At 64.0% G+C, this 17398-nt stretch carries 17 protein-coding genes; 2 read left to right on the forward strand and 15 right to left on the reverse strand.

The window, feature by feature from the left end:
- Positions 1-2: 2 nt before the first annotated feature.
- The 14 genes from GGQ74_RS14790 to htpX form a co-directional block, all read right to left on the reverse strand.
- The gene (locus GGQ74_RS14790; protein ID WP_167942368.1) at positions 3-734 is read right to left on the reverse strand and encodes a metallophosphoesterase family protein; all 732 of its coding nucleotides are present in this window, start codon (positions 732-734) and stop codon (positions 3-5) included.
- 30 nt (positions 735-764) lie between these two features.
- Positions 765-2150, reverse strand: coding sequence for a cobyrinic acid a,c-diamide synthase CobB (locus tag GGQ74_RS14795; protein WP_245168327.1), 1386 nt, complete (start codon positions 2148-2150; stop codon positions 765-767).
- Between the two features lie 161 nt (positions 2151-2311).
- On the reverse strand, positions 2312-2542 hold the full coding sequence (locus GGQ74_RS14800) for a dissimilatory sulfite reductase D family protein (protein ID WP_167942429.1): 231 nt from the start codon (positions 2540-2542) through the stop codon (positions 2312-2314).
- A gap of 76 nt (positions 2543-2618) precedes the next feature.
- Positions 2619-3764: a dissimilatory-type sulfite reductase subunit beta gene (dsrB, locus tag GGQ74_RS14805; RefSeq protein WP_167942370.1), complete on the reverse strand. Its 1146-nt coding sequence runs from the start codon at positions 3762-3764 to the stop codon at positions 2619-2621.
- Between the two features lie 12 nt (positions 3765-3776).
- Positions 3777-5090 (reverse strand): dissimilatory-type sulfite reductase subunit alpha, encoded by a 1314-nt coding sequence (dsrA, locus tag GGQ74_RS14810; RefSeq protein ID WP_167942371.1) that lies wholly within the window; start codon positions 5088-5090, stop codon positions 3777-3779.
- 648 nt (positions 5091-5738) lie between these two features.
- A complete protein-coding gene (locus GGQ74_RS14815) occupies positions 5739-6086 on the reverse strand; it encodes a DVU0772 family protein (RefSeq protein WP_167942372.1) in 348 nt (115 codons plus the stop codon).
- Between the two features lie 549 nt (positions 6087-6635).
- Positions 6636-6905 carry a hypothetical protein gene (locus GGQ74_RS14820; protein ID WP_167942373.1) on the reverse strand — a complete coding sequence of 90 codons (270 nt, stop codon included), beginning with the start codon at positions 6903-6905 and terminating at the stop codon, positions 6636-6638.
- A gap of 19 nt (positions 6906-6924) precedes the next feature.
- Positions 6925-7638, reverse strand: coding sequence for a DVU0298 family protein (locus GGQ74_RS14825; RefSeq protein WP_167942374.1), 714 nt, complete (start codon positions 7636-7638; stop codon positions 6925-6927).
- Between the two features lie 11 nt (positions 7639-7649).
- Entirely contained in the window at positions 7650-8276 is a 627-nt protein-coding gene (locus GGQ74_RS14830; protein WP_167942375.1) for a tetratricopeptide repeat protein, read from the reverse strand.
- Positions 8277-8315: 39 nt separating this feature from the next.
- Entirely contained in the window at positions 8316-8684 is a 369-nt protein-coding gene (locus tag GGQ74_RS14835; protein WP_167942376.1) for a hypothetical protein, read from the reverse strand.
- Complete coding sequence (locus GGQ74_RS14840) at positions 8685-9521, reverse strand: YkgJ family cysteine cluster protein (protein ID WP_167942377.1); 837 nt, start codon at positions 9519-9521, stop codon at positions 8685-8687. It abuts the gene before it with no gap.
- Between the two features lie 227 nt (positions 9522-9748).
- A complete protein-coding gene (locus tag GGQ74_RS14845) occupies positions 9749-9937 on the reverse strand; it encodes a ferredoxin (protein WP_167942378.1) in 189 nt (62 codons plus the stop codon).
- Between the two features lie 219 nt (positions 9938-10156).
- Positions 10157-11536, reverse strand: a complete 1380-nt coding sequence (locus GGQ74_RS14850) for a trypsin-like peptidase domain-containing protein (protein ID WP_167942379.1) — start codon at positions 11534-11536, stop codon at positions 10157-10159.
- Positions 11537-11540: 4 nt separating this feature from the next.
- Positions 11541-12398: a zinc metalloprotease HtpX gene (gene htpX, locus GGQ74_RS14855; RefSeq protein ID WP_167942380.1), complete on the reverse strand. Its 858-nt coding sequence runs from the start codon at positions 12396-12398 to the stop codon at positions 11541-11543.
- Between the two features lie 302 nt (positions 12399-12700).
- On the opposite strand from htpX, the gene cobT reads away from it, so the two are divergent.
- Positions 12701-13768, forward strand: a complete 1068-nt coding sequence (gene cobT, locus GGQ74_RS14860; RefSeq protein ID WP_167942381.1) for a nicotinate-nucleotide--dimethylbenzimidazole phosphoribosyltransferase — start codon at positions 12701-12703, stop codon at positions 13766-13768.
- A 151-nt stretch (positions 13769-13919) separates the two neighbouring features.
- On the forward strand, positions 13920-14765 hold the full coding sequence (locus tag GGQ74_RS14865; protein WP_167942382.1) for a class I SAM-dependent methyltransferase: 846 nt from the start codon (positions 13920-13922) through the stop codon (positions 14763-14765).
- Positions 14766-14771: 6 nt separating this feature from the next.
- Here the strand turns inward: GGQ74_RS14865 and GGQ74_RS14870 are convergent, their stop codons facing one another.
- Complete coding sequence (locus GGQ74_RS14870) at positions 14772-17393, reverse strand: bacteriohemerythrin (RefSeq protein ID WP_167942383.1); 2622 nt, start codon at positions 17391-17393, stop codon at positions 14772-14774.
- Between the last annotated feature and the right edge of the window lie 5 nt (positions 17394-17398).

Genomic DNA, 17398 nt, shown 5'->3' on the forward strand with positions numbered 1-17398 from the left:
GGCTACTCGAACAGTCTGCGCGCGAAGACCTCGGGAACGCCCTGCGCGAGCATGCGCTCGGCCATGGGGCGGGCGTCGTAGGCCACAAGCCGCACTTCGAGGGTTCGGGTTTGCGTGTCGAATATGACGTACTTCGCGCGGCGGTCGAAGTCGTCGCGCGGCTGGCCGACGCTGCCCACGTTGACGATGTGCTTGCGGTCGCGCGGGAGCGTGTGCACTCCGGGGGTGAGCGTCGTGCGAACGGGAGTGCCGTGGTCGTCGGCGACGAGTTCAAGCATGTGCGTGTGCCCGACGAAGCAGATGTCCTCCGCGAGGCGGGCGAAGGTTCGCGCAAGGCGTTCCTCGTCGGCGGCATAGAGGTAGAAGTAGGGGCTGTCCGGTGGATAGCCGTGTACGAAGCGCATGCCCCGGAAGACGATGGCACGGGGCAGGGAGGCGATATAGGCGCGCGTGTCCGCGGAGATGAGGGCGGCGGTGATCTCGACGGCGATACGTGGCTTTTCGCCGAACCACACGCGGTGGCGTTCGCGCAGGACGCCGTGCTCGTGGTTGCCGAGCACGGAAAGGGACGTGCGCGAGCGCAGCAGGGCCACGCAGTCGTCCGGATTCGGGCCGTAGCCGATGATGTCACCAAGGCTTGCGATTTCGTCGACGCCGACGGCGTCCATGTCCGCAAGCACCGCCTCGAAGGCGTTCAGATTGCCGTGAATGTCCGAAAGCACCGCCAGCTTCATCTGTTGACCGCCTTGTCCGTTCGTGAGCGGTTAGGCTCCCTCGTCGCGGAAGCGTCGTGCCGCAGCGACGAAGTGTGGTGCCCACCATGGAGCGCCGAGGGCATGGATGTGCATGTAGCCCGCGAAGACGTTATCCCGCACGATTCCGTCGCGCCCGGCGATTGTGCCGGTGCCGCGCACGACGTCGAGGACCGTGGTCGGCTGTTCCGCGCCGTCGGCCACGCAGCGCGAATAGTGGAATTCGTGCCCAACGAGGCGAGCGCCCAGCGGATGGAACGGGTTTTCGCGATCCACGACGGCCTCGCTGTAGCCCAGCCCCTGCGGGCGCGGTTCGAAGACCGTGCGTATGTCGAGCACCCCGGCCATGGGGTGGTCCTTGCCCTCGAAGGTAACGCTTTTGCCGAGGTACATGAAGCCTCCGCATTCGGCGTAGAGGGGAAGTCCCGCGTCGGCCAGCGCGCGCACGCGTTCGCGCCCGGCGGTGTTGGCCGACAGGCGGGCGGCGAGGGTTTCGGGAAAGCCGCCGCCGAGATATAGGCCGTGGATGGTAGGCCACGGCGCGTCATCCACCAGCGAGAGTTTCACCAGCCGTGCCCCGGCGCGGCGCAGGGCTTCGAGATTTTCCTCGTAGTAGAACCACAGCGCGTCGTCGCGCACGTAGCCGATGATCACGTCCGGTTCCGGGGCCGGAGCGGGCCACAGTGCGGGCACGGGCAGCGTGGGCGTAGGCGCGGAGCACGCCATGGACCAGATGCGGTCGAGGTCCGTGTTCTCGCGCATGATGCGGGCGAGATTGGCGAGGATGTCCTCCTGCCCGGCGTATTCGCGGTTGGACACCAGCCCCATATGGCGCTCTGGGATGGGGTCCGGGGAAATCTTGGGGAGCGCGCCGAGAACGGGGACGTCCGTGTACTGTTCGATGGCGGAGCGCAAGATGGCGCGGTGGCGCTCACCCGCCGTGCGGTTGAGGATCACCCCGCCGATGCGCACGCCCTGTTCGAAATTCGCCACACCTGCCACCACGGCGGCGGCGGTACGCGTCATCTTCGTGCAGTCCAGCGACAGGAGCACCGGCGCTTCGAGGGCGCGGGCCACGCTGGCCGTGGAGCACGAGCCTTCCACGTCCATGCCGTCGAAGAGACCACGGTTGCCCTCAATGACGGCCACGTCGCAGCCGAGCGCTCGGTCATGGAGCACGGCGCGCATCGTGTCGTCGCTCATGAAGAAGGGGTCGATGTTGGAGGCGGGACGCCGCGCGGCAAGGCCGAGCCACATGGCGTCGATGTAGTCGGGGCCCTTCTTGAAGGGCGCGACGGTGCGGCCGTCCTCGACCCATGCGCGGGTGAGCCCCAGGGAATTGATGGTCTTTCCCGCCCCACCGGACAGGCCGGTGACGACGAGACGCGGAAGGCGCAGCGGATTCAAGGGGGAGATTCTCCTACGACGAAGCCGATCCTTCGGGACCGCCGCAAGGGCGGCCCGGAGAATCGGCTTTGATTCTGGATCGTTGCATCCCGGAGGGGTGCAAGCCACCATTCGCCCCCTGTTGGATGGCGAAACGGCGACGGGCTAGGTGCTTAATCCTCGCCCTCGGCACCGGCCTGCTTGCCAGCGCCCTTGAGGCCGTACATGGTGGTGGAGCCGGAGGACCAGAACTCCATGACTTCTTCGTTCACCAGAGCGGTGAGGATCTTCTTGACGTCACGGGCCTTCTCGTCAGGGAAGAGCTTCGTGAAGTCATTGAAGTAAAACTTGCTCTTGGACTTGGACTGGCAGAAATCAATGATCTGCTGTTTGGCTTCAGCCATATCGAGAGCCATAGTAGCACCTCTCCTAGGTAATCGAGGCGCGGGCCGAAGCCCGCGCCTCTGTTGAAGGCTTATCCTACCACTTAAAGTTAGTGGTCTGACGCCAGGTGTAGTAGGCGGGATCGCGGAAGTCGTCGATCAGGTGCTCGGAGAACTCCAGGCCGCACTTCTCGAAGAAGCGCTCCCAACCGATGCGCTCAGCCCAGACGCCCAGGCGCTCGTACTTGCGGGCGTCGGTGCGGTAGGCTTCCACGATCTGGCGGATAACCTTGGCCAGTGTGGGCCAGCGGGGCGGCTCGTTCGGGATGAAGGCCACGACGACCTTGGAGAACTTCGGATTGCTGATGCGGTTGGAGATCTTGCCGCCAGCCATGATGACCAGGCCGTCACCGTCCCTGTCGGACAGGGGCAGCGAGGGGCACATGGTGTAGCAGTTGCCACAGAACATGCAGCGCTCGTTCTTGATGGCGACGGAGTTGACGGTCTTGCCGTTGATCTCGGTCTTGGACGGACGGATGGCGCCCATCGGGCAAGCGGCAACGGCCAGCGGGATCTCGCACAGGTTGTCGAGGTACTCGTGGTCGATGATGGGGGGCTTGCGGTGGTAGCCGAGGATGGCGATGTCAGAGCAGTGCACCGCGCCGCACATGTTCAGGCAGCAAGCCATGGCGATGCGCAGGGGAGCGGGCATGTTGTGAGCGCCGAACTCCTCGAACAGCTCGTCCATGACAACCTTGACGGTGCCGGAAGCGTCAGTGGCGGGGGTGTGACAGTGCACCCAGCCCTGAGTGTGGACGATGTTGGTGATGCCGGCGCCGGTGCCGCCCACGGGGAACTTGTGGGAACCAGCGGGGAACTTGCGGGAGTTCAGATCGGCCTTGAGAGCCTTGGCGGTCTCGAGGTCCTCGACCATGAACTCGACGTTGTTACGAGTGGTCCAGCGGACGTAGCCGCCGCAGAACTTCTCGGCGACGTCACAGATCTCGCGGACGTAGCCCACGGAGCACAGACGGGCAGCGCCCACACGCACGGTGTAGACTTCGTCGCCGCTCTCGGCCTTGTGCATGAGCATGCCAGGCTCGATGATCTCGTGGTACAGCCACTTACCCTTGTTCTTCGCGATAACCGGCGGATAGAACTCGTCGTATTTTCTGGGGCCGATGTCGGTGATACGGCCTTCCATCGGTTTTGCGGGATTGTAGCCAGCGGAAATGAATGCCATTGTCTAATCCCCCTATCTCTGATGTCTCTTGCGGAATTCGTTGATGTCGCGGTCCCAGCCACCCTCAACATCCTCTTCTTTCCAGAAGATGTAGGGGTTGGAGCGGGGTTCCTGCACGTGGCGGGGATCGGCCTTGATACCGGTGACTTCCAGAAGCTTCTGGAAGCCCTGGCGCTTGATGGTCTCACCAATGCGCTCACGGTTCTTGCCTTCTTCCATCCACCAATCCCACAGGTTCTCGACGACTTCCTTGACCTCGTCGTAGGGCTCTTCGACGGGCACGAAAGGCACGAGGAGGGAGCCCATCTGCGCGCCATCCAGAATCGGGGCCTTGGCACCGACGAAGATGGAAGCGCCACGCTCGTCACCGATGTGCAGAGCGCGAGGCATGGTGTTGATGCAGTGCATGCAGCGGTAGCATTCTTTGTTGTCGATGGTCAGCTTGGAACCATCCCAGCTCATGCAACCGGTGGGGCACAGGTCAACGACTTCCTTCTGGATGTCGAACTTGCCCCAGTCGCGAGTGGAGTGCGCACCCGCGTTGGGGCGGAACTCGCCGGCGACGTAGGCCTTGACGGCTTCCTGGTCGACCTTGATGTCGTCCTTCCAGGTGCCGATGACGGAGAAGTCGGAACGGGCGATGGAAGCCACGCAGCCGTTCGGGCAGCCGTCGAACTTGAACTTGAACTTGTAGGGGAAGGCGGGACGATGCAGCTCGTCCTGGTACTCATTGGTCATGTGGTAGCTGAGGTCCTGGGTGTCGTAGCATGCGAATTCGCAGCGGGACTGGCCCAGGCAGGCAGCGGGAGTACGCAGGTTGGAGCCGGAACCACCGAGGTCGGTGTTGAGCTCGTGGGTCAGCGTCCAGAAGATCTCCTCAAGCTGGGGAGTGGTGGTGCCGAGCCACACGAGGTCGCCGGTGGAGCCGTGCATGTTGGTCAGACCGGAACCGCGGAAGTCCCACAGATCCATGAGCTTACGCAGGTAGTCGGTCTTGTAGTACTTGCCAGAGGGCTGGTTCACACGGACAGTGTGGAAATGGGCAACGCCGGGGAAACGCTCGGGCTGGTCGGCGTAACGGCCGATGACGCCACCGCCGTAGCCGAAGACGCCCACGATGCCGCCGTGCTTCCAGTGCGTTTCGCCATCCTCGTAGGACATTTCGAGGATTCCCAGCAGGTCGTCACAGACGTCCACAGGAATCTGGTACTCGATATTGTCCGGATTGGCTTTGCGCCGCTCGGCTTCCTGCTTGATGTCGGACACGAAGCTAGGCCAAGGCCCAGTCTCCAGTTGGTCCAACAATGGGGTTGCGTGTTTCGCCATTCTTTTACCTCCATTATCTTTGAATGTGGTTCAGCCTCATCAACACGAGCCGCCCGCGAACCAAAAGGCGCGCACCACGACGCACCTTTCCCTGCCGTCCACGCTTATGCCGAAATCGGCGGCGGCATTCACACGTCGTGAACGTATTCACATTCTCATCAATAATCCTGCCAGACGCTAGGAAGATTCCCAATCTTTGTCAACCCAAAATGCCCGAACAGATTGGACAAACAACATACTTTGCGCACCTTGCATGCATTCCGATGCATGCTCCGTAGCGAAACAGGTTCCATTTGCGTTTGTTGGCCGCTTATTTGGGCGACATGCAACGCATTCCATGTCTGGAATGAAGCATGTGCGCTTTTTTGAACTTGTTTGAGCGTCCCTTTTGCGTCTTGTGCACATTGTCCAAATGCGCACATCCTGCCCTTTCGTCGCTCGGAATGTTCCCATCTCGTGCGTCTGGCGTGAAATTCCGTTCATGCTCCGCTTTCCGGGATGAAGCTGGCGGATATGCCATGCGTCCGGCCAATGAGTGCGTGTGCGTCCAGTGTCCTGTGCAAAAAAACTGTCCGAACGCAGTGGGCAATGCAAAAAAAGGGGGCCGGGATGATCCCGGCCCCCATGGCGATTCAGTGTTGCACGCGGCTAGGCGTATATCTCGCGCTCAAGCCACCCGCGAATTTCCTTGTTGATGGGGTAGACGCCCTTGTTGTGGCCTACCTCGCGCTGGAAACGGCGGCCGATCTCGTCCGGCACCACGAGACATGCCAAATCTTCCGCGCCCTCGGAATTGCGTCTCACGAGACAGACCTTGGGCTTTTCTTCCCAATTGTACACGATGAAATAGTTCGAGACGTCGCTCTTGCTGCGGACTCGGTTCTCGTAGCTTCCCCCGTATCCGGTGTTGCCCCACTCAAGGTAGTAGGCAACGGCGTCGGCGGGTTCCATGTCCCAGTCTATCTCTATATTCTTGAACTTCTTGAGCATTCCCATGGTGTCCTCCTTGTGGCTTTGGTTGGCGGCGGTTGCCCGGCCGCCTTCGAGGACTTTGCTCCCGCTCCCGCCGGGCGGCCTCGTGGCCGCCCGCAGCGTGTGAATACCTTGCCATTTTCGAATGCGGCGACGCGGGATGTTGTCCTTGTGATTAATAGTAACCGTTATCAATAAGAAGTCAACAGGGAATTTTCGCCAACGTGCGTTTTGCCGCGCAGCGGTTGGCGCAGTGGCTAGCCGTTTCGTTCATTGACGCATGCAAGCCGCTAGCTCCGCTGGCCACGGGGCCGCTGGCCCCCTGGACCCCCGACATGCGATGGGCCGTTTGCCTGTGGCGCGCCGTGTGGCTTTGCGCGACGAAACCCATGTTGGGATTCTCAAGGGCCCACGGGCCTTGAGCGGGTCCGGGGCAGCGCCCCGGTCGCCGAAGGCCTTGCCCCGCGCAGCGGTTGCGCCTGCGGCGACGGTGGCACGCTGCGCGCCATGCGGCATGAAAAAGCCCCCGGCGCTGGGCGGCGGGGGCTTTGTGGTCGGCGGAAGCGGGGGAGTCTAGCAGAGGTGCACGCGGTCCTCACGGATGAGGCGCTTGGCGACTTCGAGGTCATAGAGTCCCATGGGATTGCGGTCCGGGTGGCCGTACTGCACGGCCGCGGCCTTGACCACGTCGATGGGAATCCACTCGTGGGTTTCCCAGACGTGGGGCATGTCCTTGTGCCACATGCGGAATTCGATGTCTCCGTCGGGCGTTTCGCGGACGTACATGCGCACGTCGTGGGTCTGCATGCTCGGATAGTAGTAGAGGCCCCTATCGTCCTTCATGGAAATCTCCTTGTATCATTCACTGAAGGGGGCTTTGCCGGGTCAGTGCCGTGTGCGCCTCGGCGGCCAGAGCGCCGAGGGTGGTGTGTTCCAGTTCGCCGTCGCGGAACAGGTCCACAGGGGAGGCGTCACGCAGAAGCGACTCCAGTGCGGCGGCGTGCTCGGGTTCCCCGACCAGCCCGATGGTCCAGCAGATGAATCCTCGCGACGCGGGGTCGTTCTCGCTGATGAGGGCCTTCAGGAGGTCCGGTAGCGCGTGACGAACGAGTTCCGGCCGCACCTGCGCGAGGCGTCCCAGTCCCCAGTAGACCGCCCGTCGCAGTGGCGGGTGGTCCATGTAGTTGTCGTCGCCCAGGCAGTCGAGGCACTGGACGTAGGACGCGAGCTTGCGGTGGAACTCGCGGGCGAGGCCTTCGTGGCGGGCCATGGTTTCGGCCATGGACTCGGGAATGCCCCAGCCCACGTTTCCGGATTCCTCGTTCATGTGCCACATGAAGCGGCGCATGACGACGCGGGCGGCTTCCATGTCTTGCGTGGCCATGCGGGCCACGGTGGCCCCGAGGAGCGTCACGGCGCGCCAGCGCACGTCCTCCCGCGGGGCCAGAAGCAGCGAGAACAGCGGGCCCACGAGCGCGGCCGTGGGCTGCGCGTCGAGTTCCTTTGCCCTGTCCCTCCAGTCGTCGGCGGAGAGGACGAGGCGCACCTGTTCCTTCAGCTTTCGAAAGCCGCCCATGTCGGCCTCCTCTAGGCTTGTTCGGCTCCGAGTTCCTTCATGATCTCATCGGCCACGGCAAAGCCATTCTCGCGGGCCTTGTCGGCGTGTTCGCGCGCCTTGGCCTTGTCGCCGCGCTCCAGTTCGAGCAGGCAGAGGTTGTTCCATGCCGGTCCGAAGGAGGGGGCGAGATCGAGGGCCTTGCGCAGCTGGGCCTCGGCCTCGTCGAACTGCTTGTCCATGATGTAGGCGCTGCCGAGGGTGGACAGGGCCTGCACGTAGTCGGGATCGCGGTTGACGGCCTTCTTGAGGTAGACGATGGCGCGGTCCACGTCGCCCTTCTGGAGGTAGCAGAAGCCGAGGTTGGCGAAGGGGACGGCGAACTGCGGGCGGCAGTCCTTGGCGATCTTGTTCATGTTGAGGCAGCCGTCGATGTCGCCGCGCTGGAGGCAGATGCCGCCGAGCTGGACATAGGCTTCGGCCATGCGGGGCGAGTTGTCCACTGCCTCGCGGAAGGCCTTTTCGGCTTCCTGCCACATGCGCTTGTGCAGGTAGGCGACGCCGAGATTGTAGTGGTGGCTCGCACACTGGGGGTTGGTCTCGATCTGGGACCTGAGTTCGGCAATATACTCGTCAACGTTCTTGGCTTGCGTCGTCATGTTCGTATCCTTGGTTATCCGGTCGCATAACGCCGGGAATTACTTCCACTCCCAGTTCATCTCCCCTTTGCCCTCGCGGCGCAGGAGTTCAGAATACCACACGCAGAAATCGTACATGGCCCGGTAGCGTTCGTCCTTGTTGACGATACCCATTGCCACTTCGAGAGCGCCCCGGCTGTAGCTGGCGCCGACCTTGATCTGCTGTCCCCGCTCACGCAGGAACTGCTTCACGAGTCCCTCGATGGTACGGTTGGTCTCGTCGCGGCGGATGTCCATGGGCTCGAAGGGGATCTGGAAGGGATCCCAGTTGTCGTAGCCGATCTTGTCGATGAACTTCCGCCTGCGCGGCGACATCTTGTCGTACATCAGGCGTTTTTGTTCTTCCTGTTCGGGCGTGAGCGCTGGCATCTACTTTCTCTCCGGGGATGCGCCGATTTCCCAGACGGTTCCGCCGCCGCAGGTGTCGCAGGCGCTGGAGCCGGGCTTTTCGCCGCAGGTGCTGCACGACTTGCCGGAGAGGGCCTCGGCGGCGACGGCTCCCGGAGCGGGTGCGGTCGGCTGCGCGGGCGCTGCGGCCGCGGGTGCGTCGTTCTTCTTGCTGCCCGCGCCGAGGAATTCGGCGTCGTAGGTGTTCATGAGGGACATGGACAGCGGGACGAGCATTTCGGAAAGCTGGTCGTAGGAGGATTCGACGGCATCGGCGATTTCACGGGACAGCTCCATGAGCCGGTCCTGAATCTTTTCGATGCGCACGGTGGGGTACTGCTTGCCGGGCTCGAAGCCTGCCTTGGCGCAGGTGTGCGCGCGGCCGCCGATGGCGGTGGGCACGCCGTAGAGACGGCAGGTCACCGGGCGGGAGTCGTAGAGGTCGCACTTGCCTTCGTCGTTGAGCAGGGAGCAGCGGACGCGCGCCTTGGCGATCATATCCATGATTTCCGAGGCGAGGGCACCCTCGCGGGAGGCCTTGAAGGCTTCGCGCTTGATCTTGTAGGTCTGGCGGTCTGCCTCGTCGGCGCGGTCGAGGATGTCGCTGCGCTCCTGTCCGGCGAAGCGTTCGTTGAACTTCGTGTTGAGGTAGAGGGCTTCGACGAGGCTCAAGTCGAAGAGGGCATGGCAGCAGTCGCTGCAGCCCACGCTACACTTCACGCAGTCGCCGTGCTCGGCCTGCACGTGGGCGAAAACCTTGTCCACGTCGGCGACAAGGGCTTCGTACTTTTCGAAAATATCGGAGAAATCAAGTTCCATGGTCTACTCCACCCTGAATCCGGGCCGCTATGCCCGAACGCTTGCGTTTGGTCCAACGGTCTGAAGGGTAAGTTCAGATTGCGGATTGTCGAGTCCCGAACGCGAAAAAAAGAGCAAAGTCCGGCGGGATGGGGCCTTGCCGGTCCCTTGATACGACAAAGGGAGCGGTACGTGCCGGCACCGCTCCCTCTGAAAAAACATCTGTCGCGAATCGCGAAAGAGTAAGACTACTCTTCCTCGACGGTGATGGCGTCCTGCTCGCAGACTTCCACGCAGGACTCGCAGCCCAGGCACTCTTCCATGTTCACGGGCGTAGCCTTGCCATCCTGGAGCTCGTACACCTCAACGGGGCACACGTCCACGCATTCGCCGTCGCCGACACACTTGTCCACGTCAACAGTAACTTTGTAACCCATCGTATACCTCCAATTGGATTTTCCCTTCCGTCGCCGAAAGGTAATGCTTTCTCCCTACCCGCCCCGAATGGGGGCGAGGAAAGCCTGGATGTGCAAACGGCGCGTCATCCAGGCACAACCGAATATCGCCTGCCTACCCACGTGTCAAGGCTTAGGAAACAGCAAGACACGCTGCGCCGCGTCTTTCCGGCCATGGCTGACCGTAACGGCGCGTGGGCGCTATATCCGAAGCCGTACGTAGTAGCCACGCTCGCCCCGCTGCACTAGAAGCAGCAGGGAATTCTGCATGCGGTAGCGCATGAAGGAATGAACGAAATCCTGCATCCGGACGAGGCGCATGCCGCCCATCTTCAACAGGGTGTCCCCGGCGCGAAGGCCGAGGGTCTGCGCGGGGCTGCCGTGGCGGATGCGCTCCACACCGAGACCGCCGCCCGGAACCTCCCGCACTTCGACGCCCCAGCGGTCCCACGCCAGCTTGAGCGCGCGGTCCATGGGGAAGGGGCGAAGCTCGGCCGTCACGCTCAACGTTTCGCCGCCGCGCAGCACCTTGAGGCGCATGGTCTCGCCGCGGGTGTAGTTGCGCAGGAGCTGGAGATAGTGCTCCTTGTCCTCGACGGCGTTGCCGTCCACGGACAGGATGAGGTCTCCCGGGCGCAGACCGGCATCGGCGGCGGGCGTGTCGGGGAATATCTCGGTGACCAGCAGCCCGCGCACGGCGTCCAGCCCGAAATAGCTGGCCGTGGGCTGGTCCACGCTCTGGCCGGACACGCCAAGCCATACCGGCTGGACCGCGCCTTCGTTGACGAGTTCGTCCACCACGCGCTGGGCCTTGTCGATGGGAATGGCGAAGCCGATGCCCTCGGCGTCGGCCTGAATGGCCGTGTTCACGCCGATGAGCTCCCCGTGGATGTTGAGGAGCGGGCCGCCCGAGTTGCCGGGGTTGATGGCCGCGTCGGTCTGGATGAAGTCCGTGTATGCGCCGTGCTCGGTGCGCACGGTGCGGCCGAGGGCGGAGATGACGCCCGTGGTCACGGTGTTGGAGAAGCCGAAGGGATTGCCGATGGCGATGACCGTCTCGCCGATGAGCAGGTCGTTGGAATGCCCAAGCGCTACCTGCGGAAGGTCTCCGGCGTTTTCGAGGTGCAACACCGCGAGGTCGAAGTCCGGGTCGGAGCCGACCAGCTCCGCCGGAAAGCTGCGTCCGTCGAGCAGGCGCACGCTGATGGCGGTGGCTCCCATTATGACATGGGCGTTGGTAAGTACGAGGCCCTTGTGGCCGTCGATGATGACGCCGGAGCCGAGGCTCTGGTAAGTGTAGCGGCGTGTTCCGCGCGGGGCGAGGAAATCGCGCAGGAGCGGGTTCATGAGCCGTTCGTCGATGAGCCCGCCGAAGGGGTTGGCGTCACGCTCGACCACGCGGGCGGAGGTGATGTTGACCACGGCCGGGGCCACGGTCTGCACCGCTCGCACGATGGGCGTCATGCGCAGGTCGTCGGCGACGGGAGCGGTGGTCGCCACCGCCACGTCTTCGGCGGTGGCGGGGTGCGCCGCGAGGACGCAGGCCACCGCCACGAGAACGGCTCGCAGGAGATGACGCATGGAGTTACCGTCCGCCCGCCATGGCCCGAAGTCTGCTCACGCGTTCCTCGACCGGAGGATGGGTGCTGAACAGGTTGGCGAGCTGCTGTCCGGTGAAGGGATTGACGATGAACATGTGCGCCGTGGCCGGGCTACCGTCGTGCATGGGCACCTGCTGGCTCCACGTGGTGAGTTTCTCCAGCGCGGAGGCCAGATACAGCGGGGTGCCGGAGATGCGCGCGCCGGTTTCGTCGGCGAGGTACTCGCGGGAGCGGGAAATGGCCATCTGGATGAGCATGGCCGCGATGGGGGCCACGATGGCCAGCGCGATGGCGACGATGGGGTTGGACCCCTCGCCTTCCTCGTCGCGCCCGCCGAAGCCGAACAGGGCGGCCCACTTGATCATGCTGGCCACGTACATGATGACGCCGCCGAGGGTGGCTGCGATGCTCTGGATGAGGATGTCGCGATTGGCGACGTGGGCCATCTCGTGGGCCAGCACGCCGCGCAGCTCCTCGGGGGAGAGCAGGCGCATGATGCCCTGCGTCACGGCCACCACAGCGTGCTGGGGGTCGCGTCCGGTGGCGAAGGCGTTGGGGGCGTCCTGCGGGATGAGGGCCACGCGGGGCTTGGGCACGCCCGCGTTGTGGGCGAGTTCCTCGACCATGGCGTGCAGGGCCGGGGCGTCTGCGGGCGAGAGCTCGCGCGCGCCGTACATGGCCAGTACCATGCGGTCCGAATACCAGTAGCTGCCGACGTTCATCACCAGTGCGAGGACGAAGGCGACATAGAGTCCGCCGCGGCCGCCCATGGCGCCGCCAAGCAGAAGGATGAGGGCTGTCAGCAGCCCAAGCAGCAGAGCCGTCTTCAGCTGGCTCGTCATGATGGGGAACTCCTTTCGACCGGCATTCGCCGGTGTTTTTGCGTTATTTCTGCGTCCGGTTGCGGATGGATGGACCATGAGCGCGTCCGGTTGCATACGCAGCGTCCTAGTGCCCGGATGACGATGCAGGCCGGGGCGTCCCACCCGTATGCACGAGACACGATATACACTCGTTTTCCACTGTCAATGCCTGATGGCGGCAATGAATTTTGCAATTTCACACGGGCGCATGTATTCCATTTCCAGCATGCGCAGAGCCGGGGAATCCCGTCCTGTCCCGTGCGCAACCGAGGAGCATGTACATGAAGGAACGCCTTTCGGCCGCCATCGCGGCCATTTGCCCGGTGGACCCGGCCCTTGAGCCGCTTGCCCGCCATCATCTGGACAATCTGACCAAGCCGCGCGGCAGCCTCGGGGTGCTGGAGAATCTGGCGGCGAAGGTTTTCTGCATTCAGGGCGGCGGGACCCCCGTTGTCGATCCGGCCCGCATCTACACCGTGGCCGGGGATCATGGCGTGACTGCCGAGGGCGTGAGCGCGTCGCCGCAGGAGGTCACCCGTCAGATGGTGCTGAATTTCCTGAACGGCGGCGCGGGCATCAACGTGCTCACCCGCACCTATGGCATCGATCTGCGCGTGGTGGACGCCGGGTGCGCGGGCGGAACCTTTCCGGAGCATCCGCAGCTCATCCAGCGCAAGGTCGCGCCCGGAACGGCCAACCTCGCCGTTGGCCCGGCCATGAGCGAGGAGCAGTGCCTTTCTGCGCTACTGCTCGGTCTGGACCTCGCCGATGCGGCACATGCCGAGGGCGTGCGCGTCATCGGCACCGGCGAGATGGGCATCGGCAACACCACGCCGTCCACGGCCATGTACTGCGCGTACTTCGGCCTCGAACCCGAGGAACTGGCCGGTCCCGGAACGGGACTGTCCCCGCAGGCTGTGGAGCGCAAGGCCGCCGTCATCCGCAGGGCGCTGTCCGTCAATGCCGCCGCCGTGGACAGCGGCGATCCTTTGCGCATCCTCGCGGCGCTTGGCGGTTACGAGATCGCTACGCTGGCGGGGCTCATCCTCGGTGCGGCGAAGAATCGCTGCCTCGTGGTGGTGGACGGCTTCATCTCCACGGCGGCCTACGCAGCCGCGTGGAAGATGTGTCCTGCCGCCGAGGACTACTGCGTGTTCAGCCACGCCTCGGCGGAACCGGGGCATGGGCGCGCCATGCAGGCCATGGGCGCGACGCCCCTGCTCCATCTGGGGCTGCGCCTCGGCGAGGGCACAGGTGCCGCCGTGGCCATGGGCGTTTTGCGCGGCGCGGTCAATATCTACAACGAAATGGCCAGCTTCGAGCAGGCTGGCGTGAGCGTCGTCCACTAGGCATCGCTCGGCATAGGCATTTCGCGGCCCGTCATCTCCGGATGGCGGGCCGCTTGCGTTGTGCGCCGGGGGCGTTCCGCGTTGACGGGCCGGGTGCAACCTGCAATACATTGGAACCATTGACCGCGACACGTTGGACACGGAGGTGGACATGGGCATTCCATGGTGGGCGAGGATGGGTGCGAAGCTGGCCCTGCGGCCCCTTGGGATAGACTACGGCCTGTGGCGCAGGGTGGGGCTGTTCCGGCACGGGGCCATGGACGACCCGAACCATGCCATAGCCGTGTTCGACAGGCATTTCGCCCACTACAACGGCGGGCCGGGATTCGTCTGCCTCGAACTGGGCTGCGGCGACGCCCTGTCCAGCGCGCTCATTGCACGCACCCGTGGTTCGGCGCGGACCATTCTCGTCGACGTCGGAGATTTCGCGGATGGCGATCCGTTGGTCTACGACCGCCTCGCCACGGCCCTCGGCCTTGAGGAGTGTTATGCGGACCGCAATGATTATCTGCGCCGCGCCAACGCCATTTACCTCACGCACGGGCTCGCAAGCCTGCGGGAACTGCCCGACGCCTGCGTGGACTTTCTCTTTTCCAATGCGGTGCTGGAGCATGTGCGTCGGGCGCAGTTCGCGGACATCTCGCGGGAGCTGTCGCGCATCCTGCGTCCGGGCGGAACGGCGACGCATCAGGTGGATCTGCGCGATCATCTGGGCGGTGGGTTGAACAACCTGCGCTTTGGCGACGGATTCTGGGAGCGGCCGGGTGTGGCCGAGGCTGGGTTCTACACCAACCGCCTGCGCATGGACGAGGTGCTCTCGATGCTCGCGCAGGATGGCCTGCGCGCCGAGGTGCTGTCCACCTCGCACTTCGACGCGCCAGCCATCGCCCGCAGGCATCTGCACGGGCAGTTCGCGGGTCTGCCGGACGAAGCCCTGCGCATTGCGGGTTTCATGGTCCGCCTGCGCCGGGAGAATGCCGCATCGGTTGCGGGGTGACGGCGGTCAGTCCGTGCGGGGCGTGCCGAAGGCGTTGCCGTACTGACGGTCATCGAGCAGGATGTGGTTGATGAGCCAGTCCTTGACGAATTCCATGAATTCCGCGTCGAGTTGAAGCTCTCCGGAGCGGAAGGCCGCGAGGTGCGCCTCGACCTCCTCCATGAGCCGCATGTGGTGGCGGTGGTGGGTTTCGAGGTCCGGGTAGTCGTGCTCGCGCATGAGTTGTTCCTCGTCGTCGAAGTGGGCCTTGGCGTACGCGACGAGGAAATTGACGAATTCTTCGAGGTCCGCGCGGGAGCGGCCTTGAATCAAGGCGTGGTAGACCCTGTCCGCGGCGAGCAGCAGTTCCTTGTGCTGGGCGTCCATGGCGGGCACGCCCGTTGCGTATTCGTCGCGCCACTGGAAGATGGACCCCCCCACCAGCTCCGGGTTGAGCATGAGCTTCATGCGCCGCTCGTAGGTCTCGAAGAGCTTCCAGCGCACAATGGGGATGTCGAGGATGACGTCGTGCGTGATGCGGAAGAGCTGCACGGCGTTCACCGAGCGGACCCGGTGCACGCAGGGGGTGTTGAACAGTACGCTGCCCTCGCCGAAGAAATCGCCGAAGCCGAGCGTTTCCAGAACATTGCCGCCGATGAGAACCTCGACCTCCCCTTCCCGCACGAGAAACAGCTCGCGCCTGTCAGTGCGTCCACGCAGGATGTCCGTCCCCGACGTGAGGGACTCCGGCGTCATGGCGTTGGCGACGATGTTTTGAACCGGGTACGACAGCGACTCGCCGAAGAGCCAACTCTTCTGGAGGAAGTCCCGGCGATCCTGAAGGCGCTCGATGTCGTGGTACAGCCCGCCCCTGCGCACGAATTCCAAATACAGCGTGCTTGGGATGCGCAGGGCGCGCACGAAGTTCATGGCGCGGAAGGTCTCCTGCACGGGCGCGCGGACCATGCCGGCGATTTCGCCGACCAGCCCGCCTGCGGAGAGAATGTTGTGCACCTCGCTCGTGGTGTCGAGCATTTCCACGGCACCGGTCAGGATGAGGAAGATGGCCGAGGGGACGGTGCCCTTGCGCAGTAGGATGGACTCCGGATTGAAGGTGACCACGTCGTTGTTCATGAGCATCTTCAATTGATGGCGTGGCACGGAGGGGAAGTAGGTCTGTAGGGCGTAGAAGGCGAACATCTTCACGTAGTCCTGATGCCCTGGGATGAGCACGTCCGTCATGCCGAAGGGCGCGCCGGAGCCGACTTCCTTCTCGCGGCCGGTCAGGTCGCGGGCCACGTGGGCGAGCACTAGCTTGCCCGAGCTGTCCTCGGCGAAGTCCTCGGCGTTGCCGTGGATGAGCCCGCCGCCGATGTCGATCTTCTTGAGGTCCGCCGGGGTGATGTAGTCCTCCAGCACGCGTCCGTACATGGTGGGCGATATGCCCGGCGATTCGTCGTCCACGATCATTCCCTTCAGGACGGACAGGCTGGCGATGTCCGCGAGGTGGGCGTAGGAGCGGTAGCCGTCCCCCGCCAGCGCGCGGAAGTACATGATGGTCGTCTCCACCGGATGCGGGGAGAACGCCGGGCGCACTTCGAGGCCTTCGATGTCGTTCCACACGCCTTCCACGAGGTCGTGCGGCTCGAAGTAGAGCGCGAAGTCGTCCACGTCGCGGTCCACCAGCGCGGCCAGCTTGCGGGCAACCGAGTCGCGCACGTGGGGCACTGCGTAGTAGCGGATGCGGTGGTCGCTGCGCATGAGGGTGGCCAGTCCGCAGAAGTGGTCGTCGTGGGCGTGGGTGTGGAAGACGCCTTCGATCTCGTTGATGCCGATGCCGAGCGCCGTGAGGCTGTGCAGGATGTTCGCCCCGGCATCGATGAGGTAGATGCGCCCCTGAAACATGATGATGGACGCCATGGCCGGGCGGTTGATGTCCCAGCCGTCGCCGCAGCCGGAGTGGACCACGGCGAAGTACTGACGGTCGATGTCGTGGAATCCGAGGGGATAGGGGGCTTCGTAGGCGGCGTTGTGGGGCATGTTGAGGTCCACGGTGACGGATTCGCTGTCCGCGGCGATTTCGAAGACGTTGAGCCGCAGCCTGCGGATGGTGACGCCGGGACGAATCTCTACGGGGTCGGCCCCGATGACGCATTTGTCCAGCAGTTCGCTTGGGTGGCGGATCTGTCCGAAGGCGAAGCGCAGTTTCATGCGCATGAGTTCGCGAGCCCGGCTGCGCGGTACGCCTGCGGCCACTAGTTCCTCCTCGCTGACGAGGCCGTAGTTGCCGCGATGGATATAGTTCATCTGCGCGCGGACCTGTGAGTCCGAGCCGATGATGAGCGGTTTTTCGCCCGTGTTGTTGGGATGCCCCGGCAGGAGCATGCCCTGCCGGTAGAGCATCTGGAGCACTGGGAATTCGGCGAGATTGGAGAAGGAGCCGCTCTGGACCATGACGTCCGAGAGCAGAATGGCGTTGGGACCGGTTTCGTAGGCCACGCCATCCTTTCTGCGCGGCTGGATGATGCCGCGCTTCATGAGGTGCTTCACGCTGTCGGCCGGACAGCCGCATAGGATGCGCAGGTTCGCGGCCGGAACCTCCACCCAGTGGACGCCTCGGATGACCTGTATCTTCTCGATGCCGGGCATGCCCC

The organism is Desulfobaculum xiamenense, from assembly GCF_011927665.1.
Taxonomy (GTDB): domain Bacteria; phylum Desulfobacterota; class Desulfovibrionia; order Desulfovibrionales; family Desulfovibrionaceae; genus Desulfobaculum; species Desulfobaculum xiamenense.

Excerpts from the sequence above, each read along its gene's own strand:
- GGQ74_RS14790 (WP_167942368.1), bottom strand. The coding sequence starts at position 734 with ATGAAGCTGGCGGTGCTTTCGGACATTCACGGCAATCTGAACGCCTTC.
- GGQ74_RS14800 (WP_167942429.1), bottom strand. The coding sequence starts at position 2,542 with ATGGCTGAAGCCAAACAGCAGATCATTGATTTCTGCCAGTCCAAGTCC.
- dsrB (WP_167942370.1), bottom strand. The coding sequence starts at position 3,764 with ATGGCATTCATTTCCGCTGGCTACAATCCCGCAAAACCGATGGAAGGC.
- dsrA (WP_167942371.1), bottom strand. The coding sequence starts at position 5,090 with ATGGCGAAACACGCAACCCCATTGTTGGACCAACTGGAGACTGGGCCT.
- GGQ74_RS14815 (WP_167942372.1), bottom strand. The coding sequence starts at position 6,086 with ATGGGAATGCTCAAGAAGTTCAAGAATATAGAGATAGACTGGGACATG.
- GGQ74_RS14820 (WP_167942373.1), bottom strand. The coding sequence starts at position 6,905 with ATGAAGGACGATAGGGGCCTCTACTACTATCCGAGCATGCAGACCCAC.
- GGQ74_RS14825 (WP_167942374.1), bottom strand. The coding sequence starts at position 7,638 with ATGGGCGGCTTTCGAAAGCTGAAGGAACAGGTGCGCCTCGTCCTCTCC.
- GGQ74_RS14830 (WP_167942375.1), bottom strand. The coding sequence starts at position 8,276 with ATGACGACGCAAGCCAAGAACGTTGACGAGTATATTGCCGAACTCAGG.
- GGQ74_RS14835 (WP_167942376.1), bottom strand. The coding sequence starts at position 8,684 with ATGCCAGCGCTCACGCCCGAACAGGAAGAACAAAAACGCCTGATGTAC.
- GGQ74_RS14840 (WP_167942377.1), bottom strand. The coding sequence starts at position 9,521 with ATGGAACTTGATTTCTCCGATATTTTCGAAAAGTACGAAGCCCTTGTC.
- GGQ74_RS14845 (WP_167942378.1), bottom strand. The coding sequence starts at position 9,937 with ATGGGTTACAAAGTTACTGTTGACGTGGACAAGTGTGTCGGCGACGGC.
- GGQ74_RS14850 (WP_167942379.1), bottom strand. The coding sequence starts at position 11,536 with ATGCGTCATCTCCTGCGAGCCGTTCTCGTGGCGGTGGCCTGCGTCCTC.
- htpX (WP_167942380.1), bottom strand. The coding sequence starts at position 12,398 with ATGACGAGCCAGCTGAAGACGGCTCTGCTGCTTGGGCTGCTGACAGCC.
- cobT (WP_167942381.1), top strand. The coding sequence starts at position 12,701 with ATGAAGGAACGCCTTTCGGCCGCCATCGCGGCCATTTGCCCGGTGGAC.
- GGQ74_RS14865 (WP_167942382.1), top strand. The coding sequence starts at position 13,920 with ATGGGCATTCCATGGTGGGCGAGGATGGGTGCGAAGCTGGCCCTGCGG.
- GGQ74_RS14870 (WP_167942383.1), bottom strand. The coding sequence starts at position 17,393 with ATGCCCGGCATCGAGAAGATACAGGTCATCCGAGGCGTCCACTGGGTG.